The following is an 18,527-nucleotide window of genomic DNA, read 5'->3' as shown; positions in this document are numbered from 1 at the left end:
ACAGGCCCGCATTCGGATCCTCCGGATGCGGGCCTGTTTGTCCCCTTGTAGACCCCTCCCGGACCCGCTGATTCCCCTTCAAACCGATTGACTCGTAAAGATGTTGTGCAACGATCCTGATGATCCTGCGATGACCTCGTGAGGCACATCGCGTCTCATCACGCACATGGAGAAAATACGTGGCCAATCTTCCCGGCCGTAAGCGCGGACGCGTCCTCTCGCGTCTCGCCGTCGCAGCCATAGCCGCTGCCCTGGTCGGCACCTCCGCCGGGTCCGCCGTGGCCGACACCCCGGTCCCCGCGCCGCTGAAGAGCGTTGACATGGGTTCGGTCGCCGACGCTGCCCCGCAGCAGGCGACCGCGGAGGCCGACGCCGCTGCCCCGGTCAACGCGCTGTTCGCCGCGGACAAGTCCGGTGAGCTCTTTCTCTACATCCCCAACGGCACGGGAGCCTTCAGCCCGCGCCAGTCCATCGGCGGCAACTGGGACCTGTTCTGGGCCTCGGCCCAGGCGGACCACAACGCCGACGGCGAGTCCGAGGGCCTCTACGCCTGGGACAAGCTGGGCAACATGTTCTACAACGACAGTGATGGCAACAGCAGCGAGGGCCGCGGCTGGAACATCTACAACAAGGTCCTCGCCCCGGGCAACCTCGGCGGCACCCAGGCGTACGACATCCTGGCCCGCGACAAGGCCGGCGTCCTGTACGTGTACAAGGGCAACGCCAACGGCACCCTGCAGTCCCGGGTGAAGGTCGGCTCCGGCTGGAACATCTACAACCAGATCGTGGGCCAGGGCGACCTGTCCGGCGACGGCAAGGCCGACATCGTCGCCCGCGACGGCTCGGGTGTGCTGTGGCTCTACAAGGGCACCGGCAACGCCGCCGCCCCGTTCACAGCCCGCACCAAGGTCGGCTCCGGCTGGAACACCTTCAACTACCTGGTGTCCACGGGTGACCTGAACGCGGACGGCCGCACCGACCTGATCGCCCGCGACGGCGCCGGCGCCCTGTGGCGCTACAACGGGACCGGCAATGCCGCTGCCCCGTTCTCGGGCCGCGTCAAGATCGGCGCTTCCGGCTGGAACATCTACAGCATGCTGTTCTGATCGCGTAGCGATCGGCCATACGGAAGCCATACGGAAGGGCCGCATCCCCGTCACCGGGGATGCGGCCCTTGTGTCGTACTGCCCTGCTTCCGTGCTTACTTGCGGATCAGGTTCCGCAGCACGTACTGCATGATGCCGCCATTGCGGTAGTAGTCCGCCTCACCCGGGGTGTCGATACGGACGACCGCGTCGAACTCCACACCGGTGTCGGTGGTGACCTTGACCGTGCGCGGCGTGGTGCCGTTGTTCAGCTCGGTCACGCCGGTGAAGGAGAAGGTCTCCTCGCCGGTCAGGCCGAGGGACTCGGCGGACGCGCCCTCCGGGTACTGCAGCGGCAGGACGCCCATGCCGATGAGGTTCGAGCGGTGGATGCGCTCGTACGACTCGGCGATGACGGCCTTGACGCCGAGCAGCGCGGTGCCCTTGGCGGCCCAGTCGCGGGACGAGCCCGAGCCGTACTCCTTGCCCGCCAGGATGACCAGCGGGATGCCGGCGGCCTGGTAGTTCTGCGAGGCGTCGTAGATGAAGGCGACCGGGGCGCCGTCCTGGGTGAAGTCGCGGGTGAAGCCGCCCTCCGTGCCCGGCGCGATCTGGTTGCGCAGACGGATGTTGGCGAAGGTGCCGCGGATCATCACCTCGTGGTTGCCACGGCGCGAGCCGTACGAGTTGAAGTCGCGACGCTCGACGCCGTGCTCCGTGAGGTACTGGCCGGCCGGGGTGTCGGCCTTGATCGCACCGGCCGGGGAGATGTGGTCGGTGGTGACCGAGTCGCCCAGCTTGGCGAGCACGCGCGCGTCGGCGATGTCCGAGACCGGGGTGGTCTCCATCGTCATGCCCTCGAAGTACGGGGGCTTGCGCACGTAGGTGGACTGCGGGTCCCACTCGAAGGTGTTGCCGGTCGGGATCGGCAGCGCCTGCCACTGCGCGTCGCCCGCGAAGACGTCCTGGTAGGACTTGTTGAACATGTCCTCGCCGATGGCGTTGGCCACCACGTCGTTGACCTCGGCCTCGGTCGGCCAGATGTCCTGGAGGTGGACCGGCTTGCCGTCCTGGTCGATGCCCAGCGCGTCCTTGGTGATGTCCAGCTTCATCGAGCCGGCGATGGCGTACGCGACGACCAGCGGCGGGGACGCGAGGTAGTTCATCTTGACGTCGGGGTTGATCCGGCCCTCGAAGTTACGGTTGCCGGAGAGCACCGAAGTCACGGCCAGGTCGTGGTCGTTGACGGCCTTGGAGACCTCCGCCGGCAGCGGGCCGGAGTTGCCGATGCAGGTGGTGCAGCCGTAGCCGACGAGGTTGAAGCCGAGCTTGTCGAGGTAGGGGGTGAGACCCGCCTTGTCGAAGTAGTCGGTGACGACCTTGGAGCCCGGGGCGAGCGTGGTCTTGACCCACGGCTTGCGGGTGAGGCCCTTCTCGACCGCCTTCTTGGCCACCAGCGCGGCGGCGACCATGACGTACGGGTTCGAGGTGTTGGTGCAGGAGGTGATCGCGGCGACGGTGACGGCGCCGTGGTCGATCTCGTAGGTCGAGCCGTCGGGGGCCGTGACCAGGGTCGGGCGGGTCGGCACGCCGTTGGTGGCGGCCGGGGCGTCGGAGGCCGGGAAGGACTCGATGCCCGCCTCGTTGGCGTCTTCGACGTAGTTCTGTACGTCCTGCGAGAACTGGTACGCGGCGTCGGCGAGCACGATGCGGTCCTGCGGACGCTTCGGGCCTGCGATCGACGGGACGACCGTGGAGAGGTCCAGCTCCAGCTTCTCGGAGAAGTCGGGCTCGGCGGCCGGGTCGAGCCAGAGGCCCTGCTCCTTGGCGTACGCCTCGACCAGCGCGAGCTGCTGCTCGCTGCGGCCCGTCAGCTTCAGGTACTTGATGGTCTCGTCGTCGATCGGGAAGATCGCGGCGGTGGAGCCGAACTCCGGCGACATGTTGCCGATGGTGGCGCGGTTCGCGAGCGAGGTGGCAGCGACGCCCTCTCCGTAGAACTCGACGAACTTGCCGACGACGCCGTGCTTGCGCAGCATCTCGGTGATGGTGAGGACGAGGTCCGTGGCGGTGGTGCCCGGCTTGAGCTCACCGGTCAGCTTGAAGCCGACGACGCGCGGGATGAGCATGGAGACCGGCTGGCCGAGCATCGCGGCCTCGGCCTCGATGCCGCCGACGCCCCAGCCGAGTACGCCGAGGCCGTTGACCATGGTGGTGTGCGAGTCGGTGCCGACGAGGGTGTCGGGGTAGGCCTGGCCACCGCGGACCATGATCGTACGAGCGAGGTGCTCGATGTTCACCTGGTGCACGATGCCGGTGCCCGGGGGAACGACCTTGAACTCGTCGAAGGCGGTCTGGCCCCAGCGCAGGAACTGGTAGCGCTCCTTGTTGCGGCCGTACTCCAGCTCGACGTTCTGCGCGAAGGCGTCGTTGGTGCCGAACTTGTCGGCGATGACGGAGTGGTCAATGACCAGCTCGGCCGGGGCAAGCGGGTTGATCTTCGCCGGGTCGCCGCCGAGCTCCTTGACGGCCTCGCGCATGGTGGCGAGGTCGACGACACAGGGAACACCGGTGAAGTCCTGCATGATCACGCGGGCCGGCGTGAACTGGATCTCCTGGCTCGGCTGAGCCTGGGAGTCCCAGCCGCCGAGCGCCCGGATGTGGTCGGCGGTGATGTTCGCGCCGTCCTCGGTGCGGAGCAGGTTCTCCAGCAGCACCTTCAGGCTGTAAGGGAGGCGCGCGGAGCCCTCGACCTTGTCCAGCTTGAAGATCTCGTACGACTCGTCGCCCACGCGCAGCGTGCTGCGGGCGTCGAAGCTGTTCGCCGACACGACAGTCTCCTTCATCAATGTGCGCGTACTACCTCAATGCTGCCGCCACGGCTTCTCGCCGATCCGCTAAGGTAAGACTCAGTTAGGTAACCCTTACCGGATGGCGGCTGCGGTACGCCTTCGGCAGATATCTCGATGTCGAGATAACTCTAGTACATGACCGCCGCTGGGTCATGCCCCGACCTCGCCCGATCGCCGCTGCATGGATGCCGAGTGGCGCCGAACTACCGCTTTTACGAGCCTCGACACCCGATTGCCCACGGCCTGTCACCCCAATGGCCTATCCCCACGCGATCACATCTCATATCTGAGATAGCCTGCGGCCATGGCAGACGATTACCTCGTACGCATCGGCAAGCTCATCCGTGACGCCCGTCAGCATCGGGGCTGGACACAGACGCAGCTTGCCGAGGCGCTCGGCACCAGCCAGAGCGCCGTGAACCGCATCGAGCGCGGCAACCAGAACATCAGCCTTGAGATGATCGCGCGTATCGGTGAGGCGCTCGACAGTGAGATCGTCTCGCTCGGCTACGCCGGGCCCATGCATCTTCGGGTGGTCGGCGGCCGTCGGCTGTCAGGTGCCATCGACGTCAAGACCAGCAAGAACGCCTGTGTCGCGCTGCTCTGCGGTTCGCTGCTCAACAAGGGTCGTACGGTGCTGCGCCGGGTGGCCCGTATCGAAGAGGTCTTCCGGCTGCTGGAGGTGCTGAACTCCATCGGGGTGCGCACCCGCTGGATCAACGAGGGCGTCGACCTGGAGATCGTGCCGCCCGCACACCTCGACATGGACGCCATCGACGCGGAGGCGGCCCGCCGGACCCGGTCGATCATCATGTTCCTCGGGCCGCTGCTGCACCGGATGGACACCTTCCGGCTGCCGTACGCGGGCGGCTGCGACCTCGGCACGCGGACCATCGAGCCGCACATGATCGCGCTGCGCCGCTTCGGCCTCGACATCACCGCGACCGAGGGGCTCTACCACGCGAAGGTGGAGCGCGCGACCGTCCCCGAACGCCCCATCGTACTGACCGAGCGCGGGGACACGGTGACCGAGAACGCGCTGCTGGCCGCGGCCCGGCACGACGGGGTGACCGTCATCCGTAACGCCTCGTCCAACTACATGGTCCAGGACCTGTGTTTCTTCCTGGAGGCGCTGGGCGTCAAGGTCGAGGGTGTCGGGACGACGACGCTGACCGTGCACGGTGTGCCGAACATTGACGTGGACGTCGACTACTCCCCCTCCGAAGACCCGGTCGAGGCGATGAGCCTGCTGGCCGCGGCGGTGGTCACCGAGTCCGAACTCACCATCCGCCGAGTGCCGATCGAGTTCCTGGAGATCGAGCTCGCGGTTCTGGAGGAGATGGGCCTGGACCACGACCGTACGCCGGAGTACAGCGCCGACAACGGGCGTACCCGGCTGATCGATCTGACCGTGCGGCCCTCCAAGCTCGAGGCGCCGATCGACAAGATCCACCCGATGCCGTTCCCCGGCCTGAACATCGACAACGTCCCGTTCTTCGCGGCCATCGCGGCGGTCGCCCAGGGCAAGACGCTGATCCACGACTGGGTCTACGACAACCGCGCGATCTATCTGACGGACCTCAACCGGCTGGGCGGCCGCCTCCAACTCCTGGACCCCCACCGGGTCCTGGTGGAGGGTCCGACCCGCTGGCGCGCGGCGGAGATGATGTGCCCGCCGGCGCTGCGGCCCGCGGTGGTGGTGCTGCTGGCGATGATGGCGGCGGAGGGCACGTCCGTACTGCGCAATGTGTATGTCATCAACCGGGGTTACGAGGAGCTGGCGGAGCGGCTCAACTCGGTGGGCGCGCAGATCGAGATCTTCCGCGACATCTGAACGACGAATGCCGCCGCACCCTGCCTGACCAGCACGAACACGGGTCAGGAGGGGGTGCGCCCGGCACCCGTGGGGCTTCTCTGGGCTTTGCGCCGGAACCGAGTTGCTTGCCGGTCCGGCCCGGGCCGCGCGAAGACCGCGTCGATGGCCGCACTGCTGTCTCTACTACAAGCTCGACCAGGCCCAGGTTTGCCTGACCTGACCGGCTGCGGGGTGTCGGGGTTCAGACGACGGGTTGCGCCGAATCTGCTGCGGCCCTGGCCCGGATCGCGTCGGCCGGATCCCAGCCCTCGTGCGGTGCGGAGGCGAGGAGCAGACGGGTGTACGGGTGCTGGGGCATGCCGAGCACACGCTCGGTCGGGCCCTGTTCAACGACGCTGCCGCGCTGCATCACCACCGTTTCGTCCGTGATGTGCTGGACCACGGCCAGGTCGTGGCTGACGAAGACGAGCGCCACTCCGGTTTCGTCCCGGATCTCACCGAGCAGTTGGAAGATCTGGGCCTGGATCGACACGTCCAAAGCGGCGACCGCCTCATCCAGGACGAGGATCTGTGGGTCGACGGCGAGGGCCCGGGCGATGGCCAGTCGTTGGCGTTGCCCGCCCGACAGCTGGTGCGGGCGGGCGCCAGCCTCGCGGGTGCCGAGGCCGACCTGGTCCAGCAGTGACTGGGTCCGGGCATCCGTCGAGGGATGTCCGTGCAGCCGCAGGGCGGTGCGCAGGCACTGGCGGGCCGTCAGGCGTGGGTCGAGCGAGACGTACGGGTCCTGGAAGACCATCTGGATCTCGCGTGCGCGCTCCAGCCGGGCGGCCGGGCGGTGCCGGCTGAGGGCCGACGGCCGCGAGGCGCGGTCTCTGCCATTGACCGTGACCGTACCGGCGTCCGGCGGTACCAGGCCGACGAGCATGCGGGCCACGGTGCTCTTGCCCGATCCGGACTCGCCCACGATGCCGACCGATCCGCCGCGAGGCACGGTGAACGAGACGCGGTCGGCGGCGGTGAGGCTCCCGCCGCCCGGCAGCCGGTAGCTCTTGGTCAGGGCGTCGACCACCAACAGGGGCGCGTCGTGCGGCGGATCGAGTGCGGTCACGGTGTGCTCCTCTTGGCCAGGGGCGAGGGGACGGCGGCGGGCGACACGGACGCCTCGGCCGGGGCGTCGCCCCCGTTCGGGTCCTCGTGGCTGTTGTGGGACGGCTGTCCGGTCGGTTCCGCCGACACGTCGGATGCGTCGGACGCGTCAGGCAGGTCGGGGAGCCGTCGGCAGGCGGCGGTGCCCCCGCCCGGAACGGGGATGGGCTGCGGAATCCACGTTTCGCATGCGGACTCGGTGTACGGACAGCGAGCGCTGAAGGGACAGCCGGTGAAGCTGTCGGCCAGGGAGGGCGGGCGGCCGGGGATCGGGTGGAGCGTGCGGGTGGTGTCGCCGAGGGCGGGGGAACAGTCGAGCAGGCCCCGGGTGTACGGGTGCTGGGCGTGCGCGAAGAGCCGATGCGCGCTCTGCTGTTCGACGACGCGGCCCGCGTACATCACGTATACGCGGTCGCAGTACGCCGCGGCGAGGTGCAGGTCGTGGGTGATGAACAGCAGCCCCAGCTCGCGTCGTTCGCGCAGGCTGCGCAGCAGGGCGAGGATTTCCGCCTGGGTGGTGACGTCCAGTGCGCTGGTGGACTCGTCGGCGAGCAGCAACCGTGGCTCCGTGGCGAGCGCGCCGGCGATGACGACGCGCTGCAGCATTCCGCCGGACATCTCGTGGGGGCGCTGGCGGATGCGCCGTTCGGGGTCGGAGATGCCTACGGCGTCGAGAAGCTCGACGGCCTTCGTCCGCGCCGCGCGCTTGTCGCCGGTGCCTGTGCCTGTGCCTGTGCCTGTGCGGACGAGCCGTTCGATGAGGAAGTCGCCGATCCGGCGCACCGGGTTCAGGGCGGAGCGCGGGTCCTGATGGACCATCGCGACCGTACGCGCCCGGTGGTCTCGCAGTCGGGCATCGGTCATGGAGAGTACGTCCACGCCGTCGACCAGCACCTTCCCCTGGGCTCGCGCTCCTTCCGGGAGGATGCGCAGGGCCGTCTTGGCGGTGGTGGACTTGCCGGAGCCGGATTCGCCGACGAGGCCGACGACCTCACCGGTGCGGACCTGAAGGCTCACATCCGCGAGCAGTGGCCGCGCAGCGCCCGGCAGGTGCAGGGTCAGATTCTCGATGTCGAGCAGCATGAGCGGCTACCTCCTGGCGCCGAGCCGGTCGGCGGCCCAGACCCCGACGACGTTGAAGGCCACCACGACGGCGGCGATGGCGATACCCGGCACGAGTGCGGGGAGCAGGGCGCCCTGGACGATCGCGGACTGCCCCTCCTGAACCATCAGCCCCCAGTCGCTGCTGGGCGGCTGGGCACCGAAGCCGAGGTAGCTGAGCGTCGCCAGACTCATCAGTGCCTCGCCGAACAGGACGACGAGATAGCCGACGATCGAGCGCGCGAGGTTGGGCACGAGGTGGCGCACACATATACGCGCTCCGCCCATGCCCTGCACACGGTAGGCGTCGATGTACGGCTTCGCCCGCTCGGCCAGCGCCACGCTGCGGGTGTACTTGGCGATCGTGGGAGCGAAGGCCAGCGCGAGTCCCAGCACGGACGTGGTCATGCCGGCCCCGAACACCGCGATGATCAGCACGACGAACAGCAGGCCCGGGAAGGCGTACATCACGTCGGTGACCCGGGACAGCAGCGTGTCCACCCAACCTCCGCGCCAGGCAGCGACGGTCCCGATGGTGACGCCGAGGATCGCGGCGAGCGCCAGCAGCACGATCGGGGCGATCAGGCTCGTACGGACCCCGAACAGCACCCGGGAGAGCAGGTCCTGCCCCGAGGCGTCGGTGCCGAGCAGATGGTCGCCACTGGTGCCGGCCAGGGAGGCCGACAGATCCACGGCGTCGGGGGCGTACGGCGCGAGCAACGGGGCGAACACGGCGGCGAACACAACGAGTCCGAGGAATCCCGCCGCGACGGCCACCCCGACGGGTCGGCGGGCGCGCTCCCCGACGGGCAGCAGCGGCCCGGTGGTGACGGCGGTCGTCATGCTGAACTCCTCATGGCCTTGACGCGGGGATCGAGCAGCGGGTGCACGAGGTCCACGACGGTGGTGACGACGATGTAGCAGGTCACCATCAGCAGCAGGACCGCCTGTGCGACGGGGAAGTCGTGGCTGTTGATGGCGCCGACGAGCAGAGAGCCGATGCCGTTCAGCCCGAAGACGGTCTCGATGGCAACGGTGCCGGCAAGCATGCCCGCCGTGACCAGGCCGCACATGGTGACGATCGGCCCCAGTGCGTTGCGCAGGACGTGCCGCCGAACGATCTGACGCTCGGGCAGCCCGGAAGCGCGCGCCACCTCCACATGGTCGGCGGCCCCCGCCTCGACCATCGCCTGCCGGGTCACCCGGCTGATGACGGCGAGCGCGCCGAGCGCCATGGCCACCGCGGGCAGCGTGAGGTGGTGAATCGTGCCCGCGAATCCCTCACCACTGCCCGTCACCGGGAACCAGCCGAGCTGGACACCGAACAGCGCGACGAGAGCGATGCCGCCGACGAACGAGGGCACGGACGCGGCGAGCGTGGTGCCGCCCACCACCGCCGAGTCGACCCAGCTGCCGCGGCGGACGGCGGCAAGGATGCCGGCGCCGACACCGAGGACCACGAACAGGACGGTGGCGTAACCGACCAGGGCGAGGGTGGTGGGGAAACGGCCGGCGAGCAGGTCGGAAACCTGGTCGTTGTACTGGAACGAGCGACCGAGATCGAAGTGCAGACCGTCCCAGAGCCAGCGGCCGTACTGCACGACCAGCGGCTCGTCGAGGTGGTACTGCTCCCGGACCGCGGCCAGTCGCTCAGGGGTGAGTTTGTCGCGGCCCCCGGCGAGGAAGACGGCAGGGTCGCCCGGGGCTGCGTACACGGCGGCGAAGATGACGAAGGACGCGGCCAGCAGCGTGGCCAGCAGTCCCCCGATTCGTCGGCCGATTGCGGCGGTCATGAGTGCTCAGCCTCGCTTCGCGCCGAGCTCTGCGGCCCAGGGGTAGTAGAGGTACGCCATCGAGGCGGGCGGGCCGGTCAGCTTGTCGTCGATGACGAGCGCGGTGGGCACTTGGGCGATGGGGATCCACACGGCGGCGTCGGCGAACTGCCGCTGGACGTCGACCATGAGAGCGGCGCGCTTCTTGTCATCCAGCGCACGCATCGCGTCCTTGACCTTGGAGTCGTAGGCAGGACTCTTGAAGCCGACCCAGTTGTTGGAGCTGTCGGACAGCGCGTTGTCGTAGAAGCCGACCGGATCGCTCTTGGAGATGTACCAGTCGGCGACCAGGACATCGATCTCCGCACGGGCTTCCGCGTCGCCGTAGAACTCTCCGTACTCGGCAGGCGGCACGGTCTTGATCTGGCTCTTGAGGCCGATCTGGGTCAGTGCCGCGCGGACGGCGTTGGCGATGACCATGCGGCCCTGGCTGTTGTCGGTTCCGATGACGATCGGCTTGTCCGGATCCGCCTTGGCGTTCTCCACCAGCTTCTTCGCCGCGGCGATGTCTTCGGCGTCCGGATGGGCCGGCGCGCCGGTGAGCTGCTTCTGGGCAGCGGCGAAGGTGGCCTTCTCGTATCCCCAGGAGCCCGAGCCGACAGGTGTGGCCCAGGGCTCGATCAGGCCGCCGTAACCGGACTTCGCGATGCCGCTGCGGTCCAGGGCGAGGGAGAGTGCCCGGCGGATGTCCGGGTCGGCCAGGCCGCCGCGCTCGGTGGGGATGAGGGAGAGGGCGGCGGTGCTCGGTCCGTAATGCTGGTCGAGGCCCTTCTTGCCGCGCAGCGCGGCGGCGGTGCTGGTCGAGTCGGCATAGGTGCCGTCGGCTGCTCCGGTCCTCAGGGCGTTGACCATGGCGCTGTCGTCGGCCCAGCGGAAGACGACCTGCTGGGTGAGCGGCCTGGTGCCCCAGTAGGTCTCGTTCCGGTCGATGACGATCGAGTCGCCGGACGTCCAGTCGGTCAGCTTGTACGGGCCGGAGCAGGCGTCGGGCTGACCGGGGGTGCCGAATTCCTTGCCGGCCTTCTCGACCTGCTCACGGTTGTAGACGAGTCCCGCGTCCCCGGCCAGTGCCTTGGTGAACAGGGCGTCGGGCTGCTTGAACTTGACAGTGATCTCGAGATCACCGGTCTTGGCCATGGTGGCGACGTTCTCGAACTCGTCGGACTGCTCCATTTCCGGCTCTGCGTGCCGCTTCAGGCTGAACAGGACATCGTCGGCGGTCATGGCGGAGCCGTCGTGGAAGGTGACGTCGTCGCGCAGCGACAGGACGAGCGTCTTGGGGTCCGGTGTGGTGGCCGTCCGGACCAGGGAGGGGCGGACCGTCATGTCGGGCTGCAGTTGGTAGAGGCGCTCGCACACATTGCTGAGCACGGTGCGGCCCGCGCTGCCGCCCTGGGTGTCCAGGTCCAGGGAGTCGGGTTCGTCCTCCAGCAACCAGTTGACGGTGGCGACTTCGCCCTTCGCCTCGGCTGTGGTCGGTGTGAGCTTCAGCGTGGCGGCGTCGGCGGTCTTGCCGCCGCCGGCCGACGGGCTGGTGTCCGCGCCGCTGCACGCGGTGGTGAGGGCCATCGCCCCAGCGAGGCCGACGGCGGCAATGGAGGTCTTGAGCTTCATGGCAGGGCTCCTGAACAGGGGACGGGAGAGAGCGAAGACTGCTTGCTCGGGGACTTGGGTGCGGGCGTGGTCCGGGGCGGGTCAGTGGGGGGCGTGGGGGCCGTCGTAGAGATTCCAGGGGAGGTGCTGGTACTCGTGATCACAGGGCGTTCCGGCCGTCACGTGGTAGTCACCGGCGGTGAGGTCCACACAGGAGGAGACGAGCGTCTGCCACTGCTTGACCTGCGGCTGCCGCGGGTCGGTGTGCGTGCACAGCGACTCGGGGAACCCGAGATGGTCGGACATCGCCTGCCGGATCGCCTTGCGGGACTCGTCGGCGCCGGTGGATTCGCGCAGTCGGTGCAGCCCTTCCTCGGCGCGTGGCACGCGCACGAGGGAGTCGGGGGCGAGCGGACGGTAGCCGTCGGCCAGGGCGGTGGGAACGCCCGCCTGATAGTGGTTGCCGTGCACGAGCAGCCCGTCCGTCGGGTACATCCAGCCGTGGCCGGCGGGGGTGGTCTCCAGGTCGATCGCGAACCCCTCGCGGCAGGTGAGGAGGGCGTTGCTGGCGATGTGGGCACGGGTGCGGCAGAGCACGCCCAGCGCGTCGGCGATGCTCGACTGGTCGAGAACGCTGCGTCGGATCACGGTCTGCGGCAGTCCGACGGCGTCGCTGAAGCGCCCGCCGAGCCCGTTGGCGTTGAGGGCGATCCCCGCGGAGTTGGCGCCCTGTCGGCCGATCTGTCCGGCCTCCACCTGCATGATGAGGGTGGGCTTGGGGGGCTGGACGATACGGAGCATGACGACGGTGTCGGCGACACCCGCGCGCCAGTCCCAGTTCTGACCGGCCCAGACGTGGCCGTCACCGCTGGCCTGTCCGTACGCCGCGAAGGAGGTGCAGCCCTCGGCAGGCTCCTCCTCGTCGCGCATCTGCGCGAAGGAGTCGTCGTAAATGACCTCTCCGCGGGCGTTGAGCGCCAGGATGTCGAGGAGGTCGAGCCCGGCGCCGGTGGCGATGCCCTGCATCTCCTCCAGGAGGTGCGGCGCATAGTCGTGCACGGGCTCGAGCCAGCGTGCGGCCCGTCCGGTCACCTGCTGCCAGGTCAGGCCGGACGATTCGCCGAACGCCTCCGCGTAGTAGCCGAGCGCGGCCTCCAGCTGTGGTGCTACAGCTTCTCCATACTGCCTGCCGCGCTCTGCGGGGGTTCCCGAGATTTCAATGACCGGAAGGCTGTGCTGCATCGCGGGACTCCTCAGGGACACACCAGTTGCTGTAACATCCGTTCCGGAAATGCACGCCCTTGGAACGGGATGCTCGAGAGCGTAACGGTGATGACGTGATAGTCAAGAGGTGTAATGAAGAATCCAGAGTCCGGCAGTGCGGGTCCCGGTGGGCTCACTCGCCTGCGGGCGACCATTCGCGATCTTTGGGATGAGCTGTCCGCCTCTGAACGGACCGTTGCGCAGTACCTCGCGAGCGCTCCGGCCGAGCAGGTGATGTTCGCCAGCGCCCAGCAGCTGGGCGCGGCCAGTGGCACCAGTAACGCCACGGTCGTGCGGGCCCTGCAACGCCTCGGCTATGCGGGACTGCCCGCGCTCAAGAGGGAGCTGGCTGCCGATTTCACCTCGGCGATCGCCCCCGAGATCCGGCTCCAGCAGCGCATCGCCCACGTCGGTCACGACCTGGAGGGCATCTGGAACGACGTCTTCGACGAGACGCAGGACCGCATCGACCAGTGCCGTCGGCTCACCGGCACCGACGCCCTCCAACAGGCGGTCGCGGCCATGGCGGATGCCCGCGAGGTCTTCTGTTACGGCGTCGCGGCCTGCGAGCTCGCGGCCCGCCATCTTGCGCTGGCCCTCGGCCGCATCGGCCGCCGGGCCCGATTCGTCGGCGCCACCGGCTTCGCCCTCGCCGACCCCCTGCTCTCCCTCGCCCAGGGGGACGCGGTCGTCATCTTCCAGCCCGGACGCCCCCTGCACGAGCTGACGGTCCTGGTGGAGCGGGCGCGCTCGGTCGGCGCCAAGGTCGTCTTCGTCACCGATGAGCTGGGCGAGGCTTTCGAGGACCGAGTCGACGCCATCCTCACCGCACCCCACACCCCGACCGGGATCACGAACGAAGCGCTGACCGGCCTCATCGTTGCCGACGCTCTGCTGCTCGCCCTCACCGCGGTCGACGAGACGCGCGCGGTGGAGCATTCCCATCAGCTGACCGCATTGCGCGAACAACTCCTTGCGCACCGGGAGCCCCGCACGCGCAAGGCGTGAACGGGGCTCCCGCTCCTCGAGGGGAAGGCTCTTGCCGGTGTCGATGACGGCGAAGTGCAGGATCCGGTCACGCAGCGCCAGGCGGAGCGTCATCTCCGCGCGGCCGTGCTGGACGGCACTGGGTGGTCGGGTCGCTGACAATCCCGACTTCGGCCATCGCCGTGCTGACCCGGCACGGCACATGGTCGGACCTCGCACCGGGAGCCGCTCTGCTGACAGCCCTGGCCGTCCCACGCGCAGAGCGGTAAGGCGGCAGGGCGCAACTTTCAAGCTGATCACGACGGGGGCCACTTCGGTTCGGTGGTCGGACTCAACCCTCCGGAGCAGAATCCGGGTCAGTCTCCGGGGGCCATGCCTCCGCCCAGCGGGAAAGCGCGGGCGGTGCCGCGGACGCGCAGGCCGACCTCGTCCCCCACGGCTGGCGGGACCGCGGCCGGATCGAAGATCCGGGCAGCCACCGGCGTGCCGTCCCCCAGGCGCAGAGCCAGCACCGCGTCGTGGCCGTAGAAGTCGCGCCGCACGACGGTAGCGGCGACCGCGCCCGGAGCCCCGCGCGCGGCGAGCGCGATCTGCTCGGGCCGTAGCATCACGCGCATCGGGCCGGTCGGCACGCCGCTGTCGGCCGGTGTGAGCGGTACGGCGCCGAGCGGGGTCCGGGCCAGGTCGCCGTCGATCACCGCGGGCAGCCATACGGCCTCGCCGACGAACCCGGCCACCCACGGATCGGACGGTGTCCCGTAGAGAAGTTCCGGCGGTCCGCTCTGGACGATCCGGCCGTCCCGCATGACCGCGACGTCGTCGGCCATCGACAGGGCCTCCGACTGGTCGTGGGTGACAAGGACGGCCGTGGCGCCGTCGGCGCGCAAGGCCTGCCATACGTCCTGGCGCACCTCGGAACGCAGTGCGGCGTCGAGTGCGTTGAACGGCTCGTCGAGCAGCACGACCGGTGGTCGCGGCGCGAGTGCGCGGGCGACGGCGACGCGCTGCTGCTGTCCGCCGGAGAGGTGGTGCGGCATCCGGTCCTGGAAGCCGGAAAGGCCCACCAGGTTCAGCACGGCGGCCGCCCGGCCGGCCCGCCGGGCGGCGCGGTCGAGTCCGTAGGCGACGTTGCCGAGGACGGACAGGTGGGGGAAGAGCGCGCCCTCCTGGGGGACCACCGCGATCCGCCGCCGCTCGGGCGCCACCGCTGCGTCGGGTGTGGCGACACGGCGGCCGTCGACGCGGATCTCGCCCGCGTCCGGCACCTCGAAGCCTGCGATGCAGCGCAGCAGCGTGGTCTTGCCGCAGCCTGAGGGCCCGAGCACGGCCACCAGCGCTCCGGAGCGGACGGTCAGGTCCACCCCGGACAGGGCCTGCACCCGGCCGAAGGCTTTGCGGACGTCGGCGATTCGCAGTTCCGCCATGTCAGCCGCCTCCCCGTGTGAGGACTCCGGTGCGCGCCGACAGCCACCACGTGGGCACGGCGGCGATCAGTACCAGCAGGGCCGCGTAGGGTGCGGCGGCCGCGTACGCGGAGACCGACGTCTGTGTCCACAGTTCGGTGGCGAGCGTGTCCATCCCGGTCGGGCGCAGGAGCAAGGTAGCGGGCAGCTCCTTCATGCAGGTGAGGAAGACCAGTGCGGCCCCGGCGCCGATGCCGGGCGCGGCCAGGGGCACGGTCACCGTGCGCAGCACGTACGCCCGTCGACGTCCGAGCGAGCGGGCGACCTCCTCCAGGCCGGGAGGAGCCTGTGCCGCGGCGGCGCTTACGGCCGCGACCGCGAGGGGCAGGAAGAGCGACGCGTACGCCAGTCCGAGGAGCCACACGCTCTGGTAGAGCGGGTACACCACGTTGATCCCGAAAAAGACCAGTGACAGCCCCATGACCAGGCCGGGCAGGGCGTGTGAGAGATAGGCCAGGCGGTCCAGTGCGACGGCGAGCAGGCCGGGTGCGCGGGCGGTGAGGAGCCCCAGCGGCAGCGCGAGGAGCATGGTGAGACCCGCGCCGGCGAGCGAGACCCACAGCGAGTTCCCCGCGGCCGCGGCGATCCCGGTCAGCGACCCGGGCCGCGAGACGCCTTCGCCGAACCACCGCATCAGGCTCGCCGCGGGGACGCCGAGCGACAGCGCCGCCACGCCGGTGAGCCCGAACGCGGCCGGCCACCGCAGTCGGCCCAGCCGCAGCCGCGCCTGTGGTCGAGGCGCCCCGCTGCCGAGCCGGGCGTAACGGGCCCCGCGTCGCCGGGTCAGCTGCTCGGCCAGCAGGATGAGCGCGGTGAGGGCGACGAGCACCGTGGCGAGTACGAGCGCGCCGGTGCGGTCGAAGCCGAGGTTGATCGAGGTGAAGATGGCCCGGGTGAAGACGTCGACCCGCACGATGGAGACGGCGCCGAAGTCGGAGAGTACGTACAGCGCGACGAGCAGCGCGCCCGCCCCCACCGCGGGCCGTACCTGGCGCAGCGTCACGCCGCCGACCGTGTGCCACGGGCCGCGCCCCAGCGACCGCGACACTTCCTCCTGCGCCGGGTCCACGCCGGCCAGCGCGGCCGCGACGGGCAGGTAGACATACGGGTACGAGACCAGCGTGAGCACGAGTGCGGCAGGCCAGAAGCCCTCGAAGCCCTGCACGGTGGACACCCAGGCGAAAGCGGCGACGTAGCTGGGGACAGCCAGCGGCAGCGCGGCGAGCATCCCGAACAGCCGCCGCGCCGGTACGTCGGTGCGGGTGACCAGGAAGGCCGCTGCCACACCGAGTACGGTGCACGCCGCGGTGACGACGGCCGCCAGCGCCACGCTGCGGACGACCAGTGCCCCCGTGCGCGCCGTAAACAGCTCGTCGGCGATGCGGGCCCAGCCTGCCTCGCCGGCCCGTAGCCCCAAATAGGCCAGCGGAATCAGGGCGACACCGACCGCGAGCGTCGCGGCAGCCGCCAGCGCCGGGCGGGGCACCAGCCGCCGCACCCGGCGCAGGGCGAGGGCCGACGACGACATGCTCAGGCGAGCCCCGAATCCTTGATCATTTCGACCGTCGTCTCCAGATCGTCCAGGTCGTTGAGGTCGATGTCCGGCGCATTCAGCGACGAGAGCTTCGGCAGCCCGGGAGCACTGTCGACGCCGGCCACCAGCGGGTACTCGTACGTCTTCTCGGCGAAATAGGTCTGGGCCTGCTTCCCCAGCAGATAGTCGACGAATACGCGTACGTCGGGATCCTCGCCTGCCTTCTTCAGCACGCCGACCCCGGAGACGTTGACCAGGCTGCCGATGTCTCCGTCCGGGAAGAAGTGGTTCTTCGCTTTGAGGGCGTCGACGGTGCCGCCCTCCTCCTTGGCCAGCTCGTACACGTAGTAGTGGTTGACCAGCCCGGCGGCGATCCTGCCCTTGTTGACGTCGGCGACGATGGGCGCGTTCCCTTCTCGGATCTGCGCGTCGTTCGCCTTCAGCCCCACGAGGAACTCCTTGGTCATCTCCTCGCCATGCTGCACGCGCATGGCCGTGATGAATGCCTGGAACGAGCCGTTGGTCGGCGCGATGCCGACCTTGCCTTTCCATTTCGGCCCGGTCAGCTCGAACACGGACTTCGGCAGCTCGGAGGCGCGAACCTGGTCCACGTTGTAGACCATCGTGCGTACGCGGCCGGTCACCCCGACCCACTCCCCGCCGTCGTCCCGGTAGGCGTTTGCCACCTTGTCCAGCACGTCGTCGCGGAGCTTGGCGAACAGACCCTGCCTGGCCACGGCTCCCAGGGCTCCAGCGTCCTGCGCGAGAAACACGTCCGCCGGGCTCCGGTCCCCTTCTTCCTGCAGCTGGGCGGCCATCGCGGCGGTGTCGCCATAGCGCACGTCGACGGTGATGCCGCTGGCTTCCCGGAAGTCGTCGAGCACGGGCTTGACGAGCGACTCGCTCCGGCCGCTGTACACGGTGATCTTCTTGTCGGAGCCCGACTCGCTCTGCTCGCCCTGCGCCGCGCCGCAAGCCGTGCCTCCAAGGGCCAACAGACCGCCGAGGGCCGACGCCAGCACGAGCCTCGTCCGGGACGTACTCACGAACCCACTCCTCCGTTGCCGATCGGCCGGGCCCGCAAGGGGGAGCGGGCCATCCTTAGGCCAGGCTAACCTTACATAGGGGGATAAGTCAGGTTTCGTGCGAGGCATAAGGGTGAAACCTGCAACTGGTGCCGCACCTTTTAGGCAGAGCTCGACAGAGTCGTCGGCCGTGCTCGTGGCCGAGTGCCGACACGGTCCTCGCAGTCAGCTCTCGGGCTGCTCGACGACCTGTGCGATATAGAGCGGCTCGCCGAGCTTCTCGATGAGATCCAGCTGTGTGTCGAGGTAGTCGATGTGGTGCTCCTCGTCGGCGAGGATCGACTCGAAGATGTTCGCCGAGGTGATGTCGCCCTTGGAGCGCATGACGTCGATGCCGCGCCTGAGCCTGTCGATCGCCTCGACCTCGACCTCACGGTCCGCCTGGAACATCTCGGTGACCGTCTGCCCCAGCCGCACATGGAAGAGCCGCTGGTAGTTGGGCAGGCCGTTGAGAAGGAGGATGCGGTCGGTCAGGACCTCCGCGTGATTCATCTCCTCGAACGACTCACGTCGCGTGTGTGCCGCGAGCTTCGTCCAACCGAGGCTCTCCTGCATCTTGGAGTGCAGAAAGTACTGGTTGATGGCGGTCAGCTCCGCGGTGAGCTGCTCGTTGAGGAACTCGAGGACCTCGGGGTCGTCCTGCATGGCAAGTCGTCCTTCCAGAGAGATCGACGCCACGCCGCGCCTCCTCGAACCACGCCTGCGGGTTGACCGACGAATCCGATTCGGCCAGGACGCTGTCGTCGGCGCCCCCTTCTTCGACGATAGCT

Annotated in this window: 14 protein-coding genes and 1 pseudogene; 4 read left to right on the top strand and 11 right to left on the bottom strand. The window is 69.1% G+C overall.

What is annotated here, in order from left to right; all coding sequences use genetic code 11:
* The first annotated feature begins 179 nt into the window (after window positions 1–179).
* The gene (locus ACH492_RS00530; protein WP_398981271.1) at window positions 180–1,106 is read left to right on the top strand and encodes an FG-GAP repeat domain-containing protein; all 927 of its coding nucleotides are present in this window, start codon (window positions 180–182) and stop codon (window positions 1,104–1,106) included.
* 95 nt (window positions 1,107–1,201) lie between these two features.
* On the opposite strand, the gene acnA is transcribed toward ACH492_RS00530, so the two are convergent.
* A complete protein-coding gene (acnA, locus tag ACH492_RS00525) occupies window positions 1,202–3,931 on the bottom strand; it encodes an aconitate hydratase AcnA (RefSeq protein WP_398981269.1) in 2,730 nt (909 codons plus the stop codon).
* Window positions 3,932–4,241: 310 nt separating this feature from the next.
* Between acnA and ACH492_RS00520 the strand changes: the two genes are divergently transcribed.
* Window positions 4,242–5,771, top strand: a complete 1,530-nt coding sequence (locus tag ACH492_RS00520) for a helix-turn-helix domain-containing protein (protein ID WP_398981267.1) — start codon at window positions 4,242–4,244, stop codon at window positions 5,769–5,771.
* Window positions 5,772–5,994: 223 nt separating this feature from the next.
* Here ACH492_RS00520 and ACH492_RS00515 read toward each other — a convergent pair whose 3' ends face one another.
* The 6 genes from ACH492_RS00515 to ACH492_RS00490 form a co-directional block, all read right to left on the bottom strand.
* Entirely contained in the window at window positions 5,995–6,861 is an 867-nt protein-coding gene (locus tag ACH492_RS00515; protein WP_398981265.1) for an ABC transporter ATP-binding protein, read from the bottom strand.
* Complete coding sequence (locus ACH492_RS00510; RefSeq protein ID WP_398981263.1) at window positions 6,858–7,982, bottom strand: ABC transporter ATP-binding protein; 1,125 nt, start codon at window positions 7,980–7,982, stop codon at window positions 6,858–6,860. The genes ACH492_RS00515 and ACH492_RS00510 overlap by 4 nt, the downstream gene beginning before the upstream one ends.
* Window positions 7,983–7,988: 6 nt before the next feature.
* Window positions 7,989–8,843 (bottom strand): ABC transporter permease, encoded by an 855-nt coding sequence (locus tag ACH492_RS00505; RefSeq protein WP_398981260.1) that lies wholly within the window; start codon window positions 8,841–8,843, stop codon window positions 7,989–7,991.
* Window positions 8,840–9,793: an ABC transporter permease gene (locus ACH492_RS00500; RefSeq protein ID WP_398981258.1), complete on the bottom strand. Its 954-nt coding sequence runs from the start codon at window positions 9,791–9,793 to the stop codon at window positions 8,840–8,842. Before ACH492_RS00500 ends, ACH492_RS00505 begins: the two co-directional genes overlap by 4 nt.
* Before the next feature lie 6 nt (window positions 9,794–9,799).
* Entirely contained in the window at window positions 9,800–11,446 is a 1,647-nt protein-coding gene (locus ACH492_RS00495) for an ABC transporter substrate-binding protein (RefSeq protein ID WP_398981256.1), read from the bottom strand.
* An 81-nt stretch (window positions 11,447–11,527) separates the two neighbouring features.
* Window positions 11,528–12,667, bottom strand: coding sequence for a C45 family autoproteolytic acyltransferase/hydolase (locus ACH492_RS00490; RefSeq protein ID WP_398981253.1), 1,140 nt, complete (start codon window positions 12,665–12,667; stop codon window positions 11,528–11,530).
* A 114-nt stretch (window positions 12,668–12,781) separates the two neighbouring features.
* Between ACH492_RS00490 and ACH492_RS00485 the strand changes: the two genes are divergently transcribed.
* Window positions 12,782–13,696: a MurR/RpiR family transcriptional regulator gene (locus ACH492_RS00485; RefSeq protein ID WP_398981251.1), complete on the top strand. Its 915-nt coding sequence runs from the start codon at window positions 12,782–12,784 to the stop codon at window positions 13,694–13,696.
* Window positions 13,697–13,839: 143 nt separating this feature from the next.
* A pseudogene (locus ACH492_RS00480) lies at window positions 13,840–13,944 on the top strand (histidine phosphatase family protein); the annotation flags it as partial.
* A gap of 87 nt (window positions 13,945–14,031) precedes the next feature.
* Here the strand turns inward: ACH492_RS00480 and ACH492_RS00475 are convergent.
* The 4 genes from ACH492_RS00475 to bfr form a co-directional block, all read right to left on the bottom strand.
* Window positions 14,032–15,099, bottom strand: a complete 1,068-nt coding sequence (locus tag ACH492_RS00475; protein WP_398981249.1) for an ABC transporter ATP-binding protein — start codon at window positions 15,097–15,099, stop codon at window positions 14,032–14,034.
* 1 nt (window position 15,100) lies between these two features.
* Complete coding sequence (locus ACH492_RS00470; RefSeq protein WP_398981247.1) at window positions 15,101–16,666, bottom strand: ABC transporter permease; 1,566 nt, start codon at window positions 16,664–16,666, stop codon at window positions 15,101–15,103.
* Between the two features lie 2 nt (window positions 16,667–16,668).
* A complete protein-coding gene (locus tag ACH492_RS00465; RefSeq protein ID WP_398981245.1) occupies window positions 16,669–17,718 on the bottom strand; it encodes an iron ABC transporter substrate-binding protein in 1,050 nt (349 codons plus the stop codon).
* Window positions 17,719–17,922: 204 nt separating this feature from the next.
* Entirely contained in the window at window positions 17,923–18,402 is a 480-nt protein-coding gene (bfr, locus tag ACH492_RS00460) for a bacterioferritin (protein ID WP_398983210.1), read from the bottom strand.
* Window positions 18,403–18,527 lie beyond the last annotated feature (125 nt).

Source organism: Streptomyces sp. NPDC019443 (assembly GCF_044389785.1).
In the GTDB taxonomy this organism is placed as follows: Bacteria; Actinomycetota; Actinomycetes; order Streptomycetales; family Streptomycetaceae; genus Streptomyces.
Note: the sequence above shows the minus strand (reverse complement) of the source record. Positions and strands in the feature narration are given on the sequence as shown.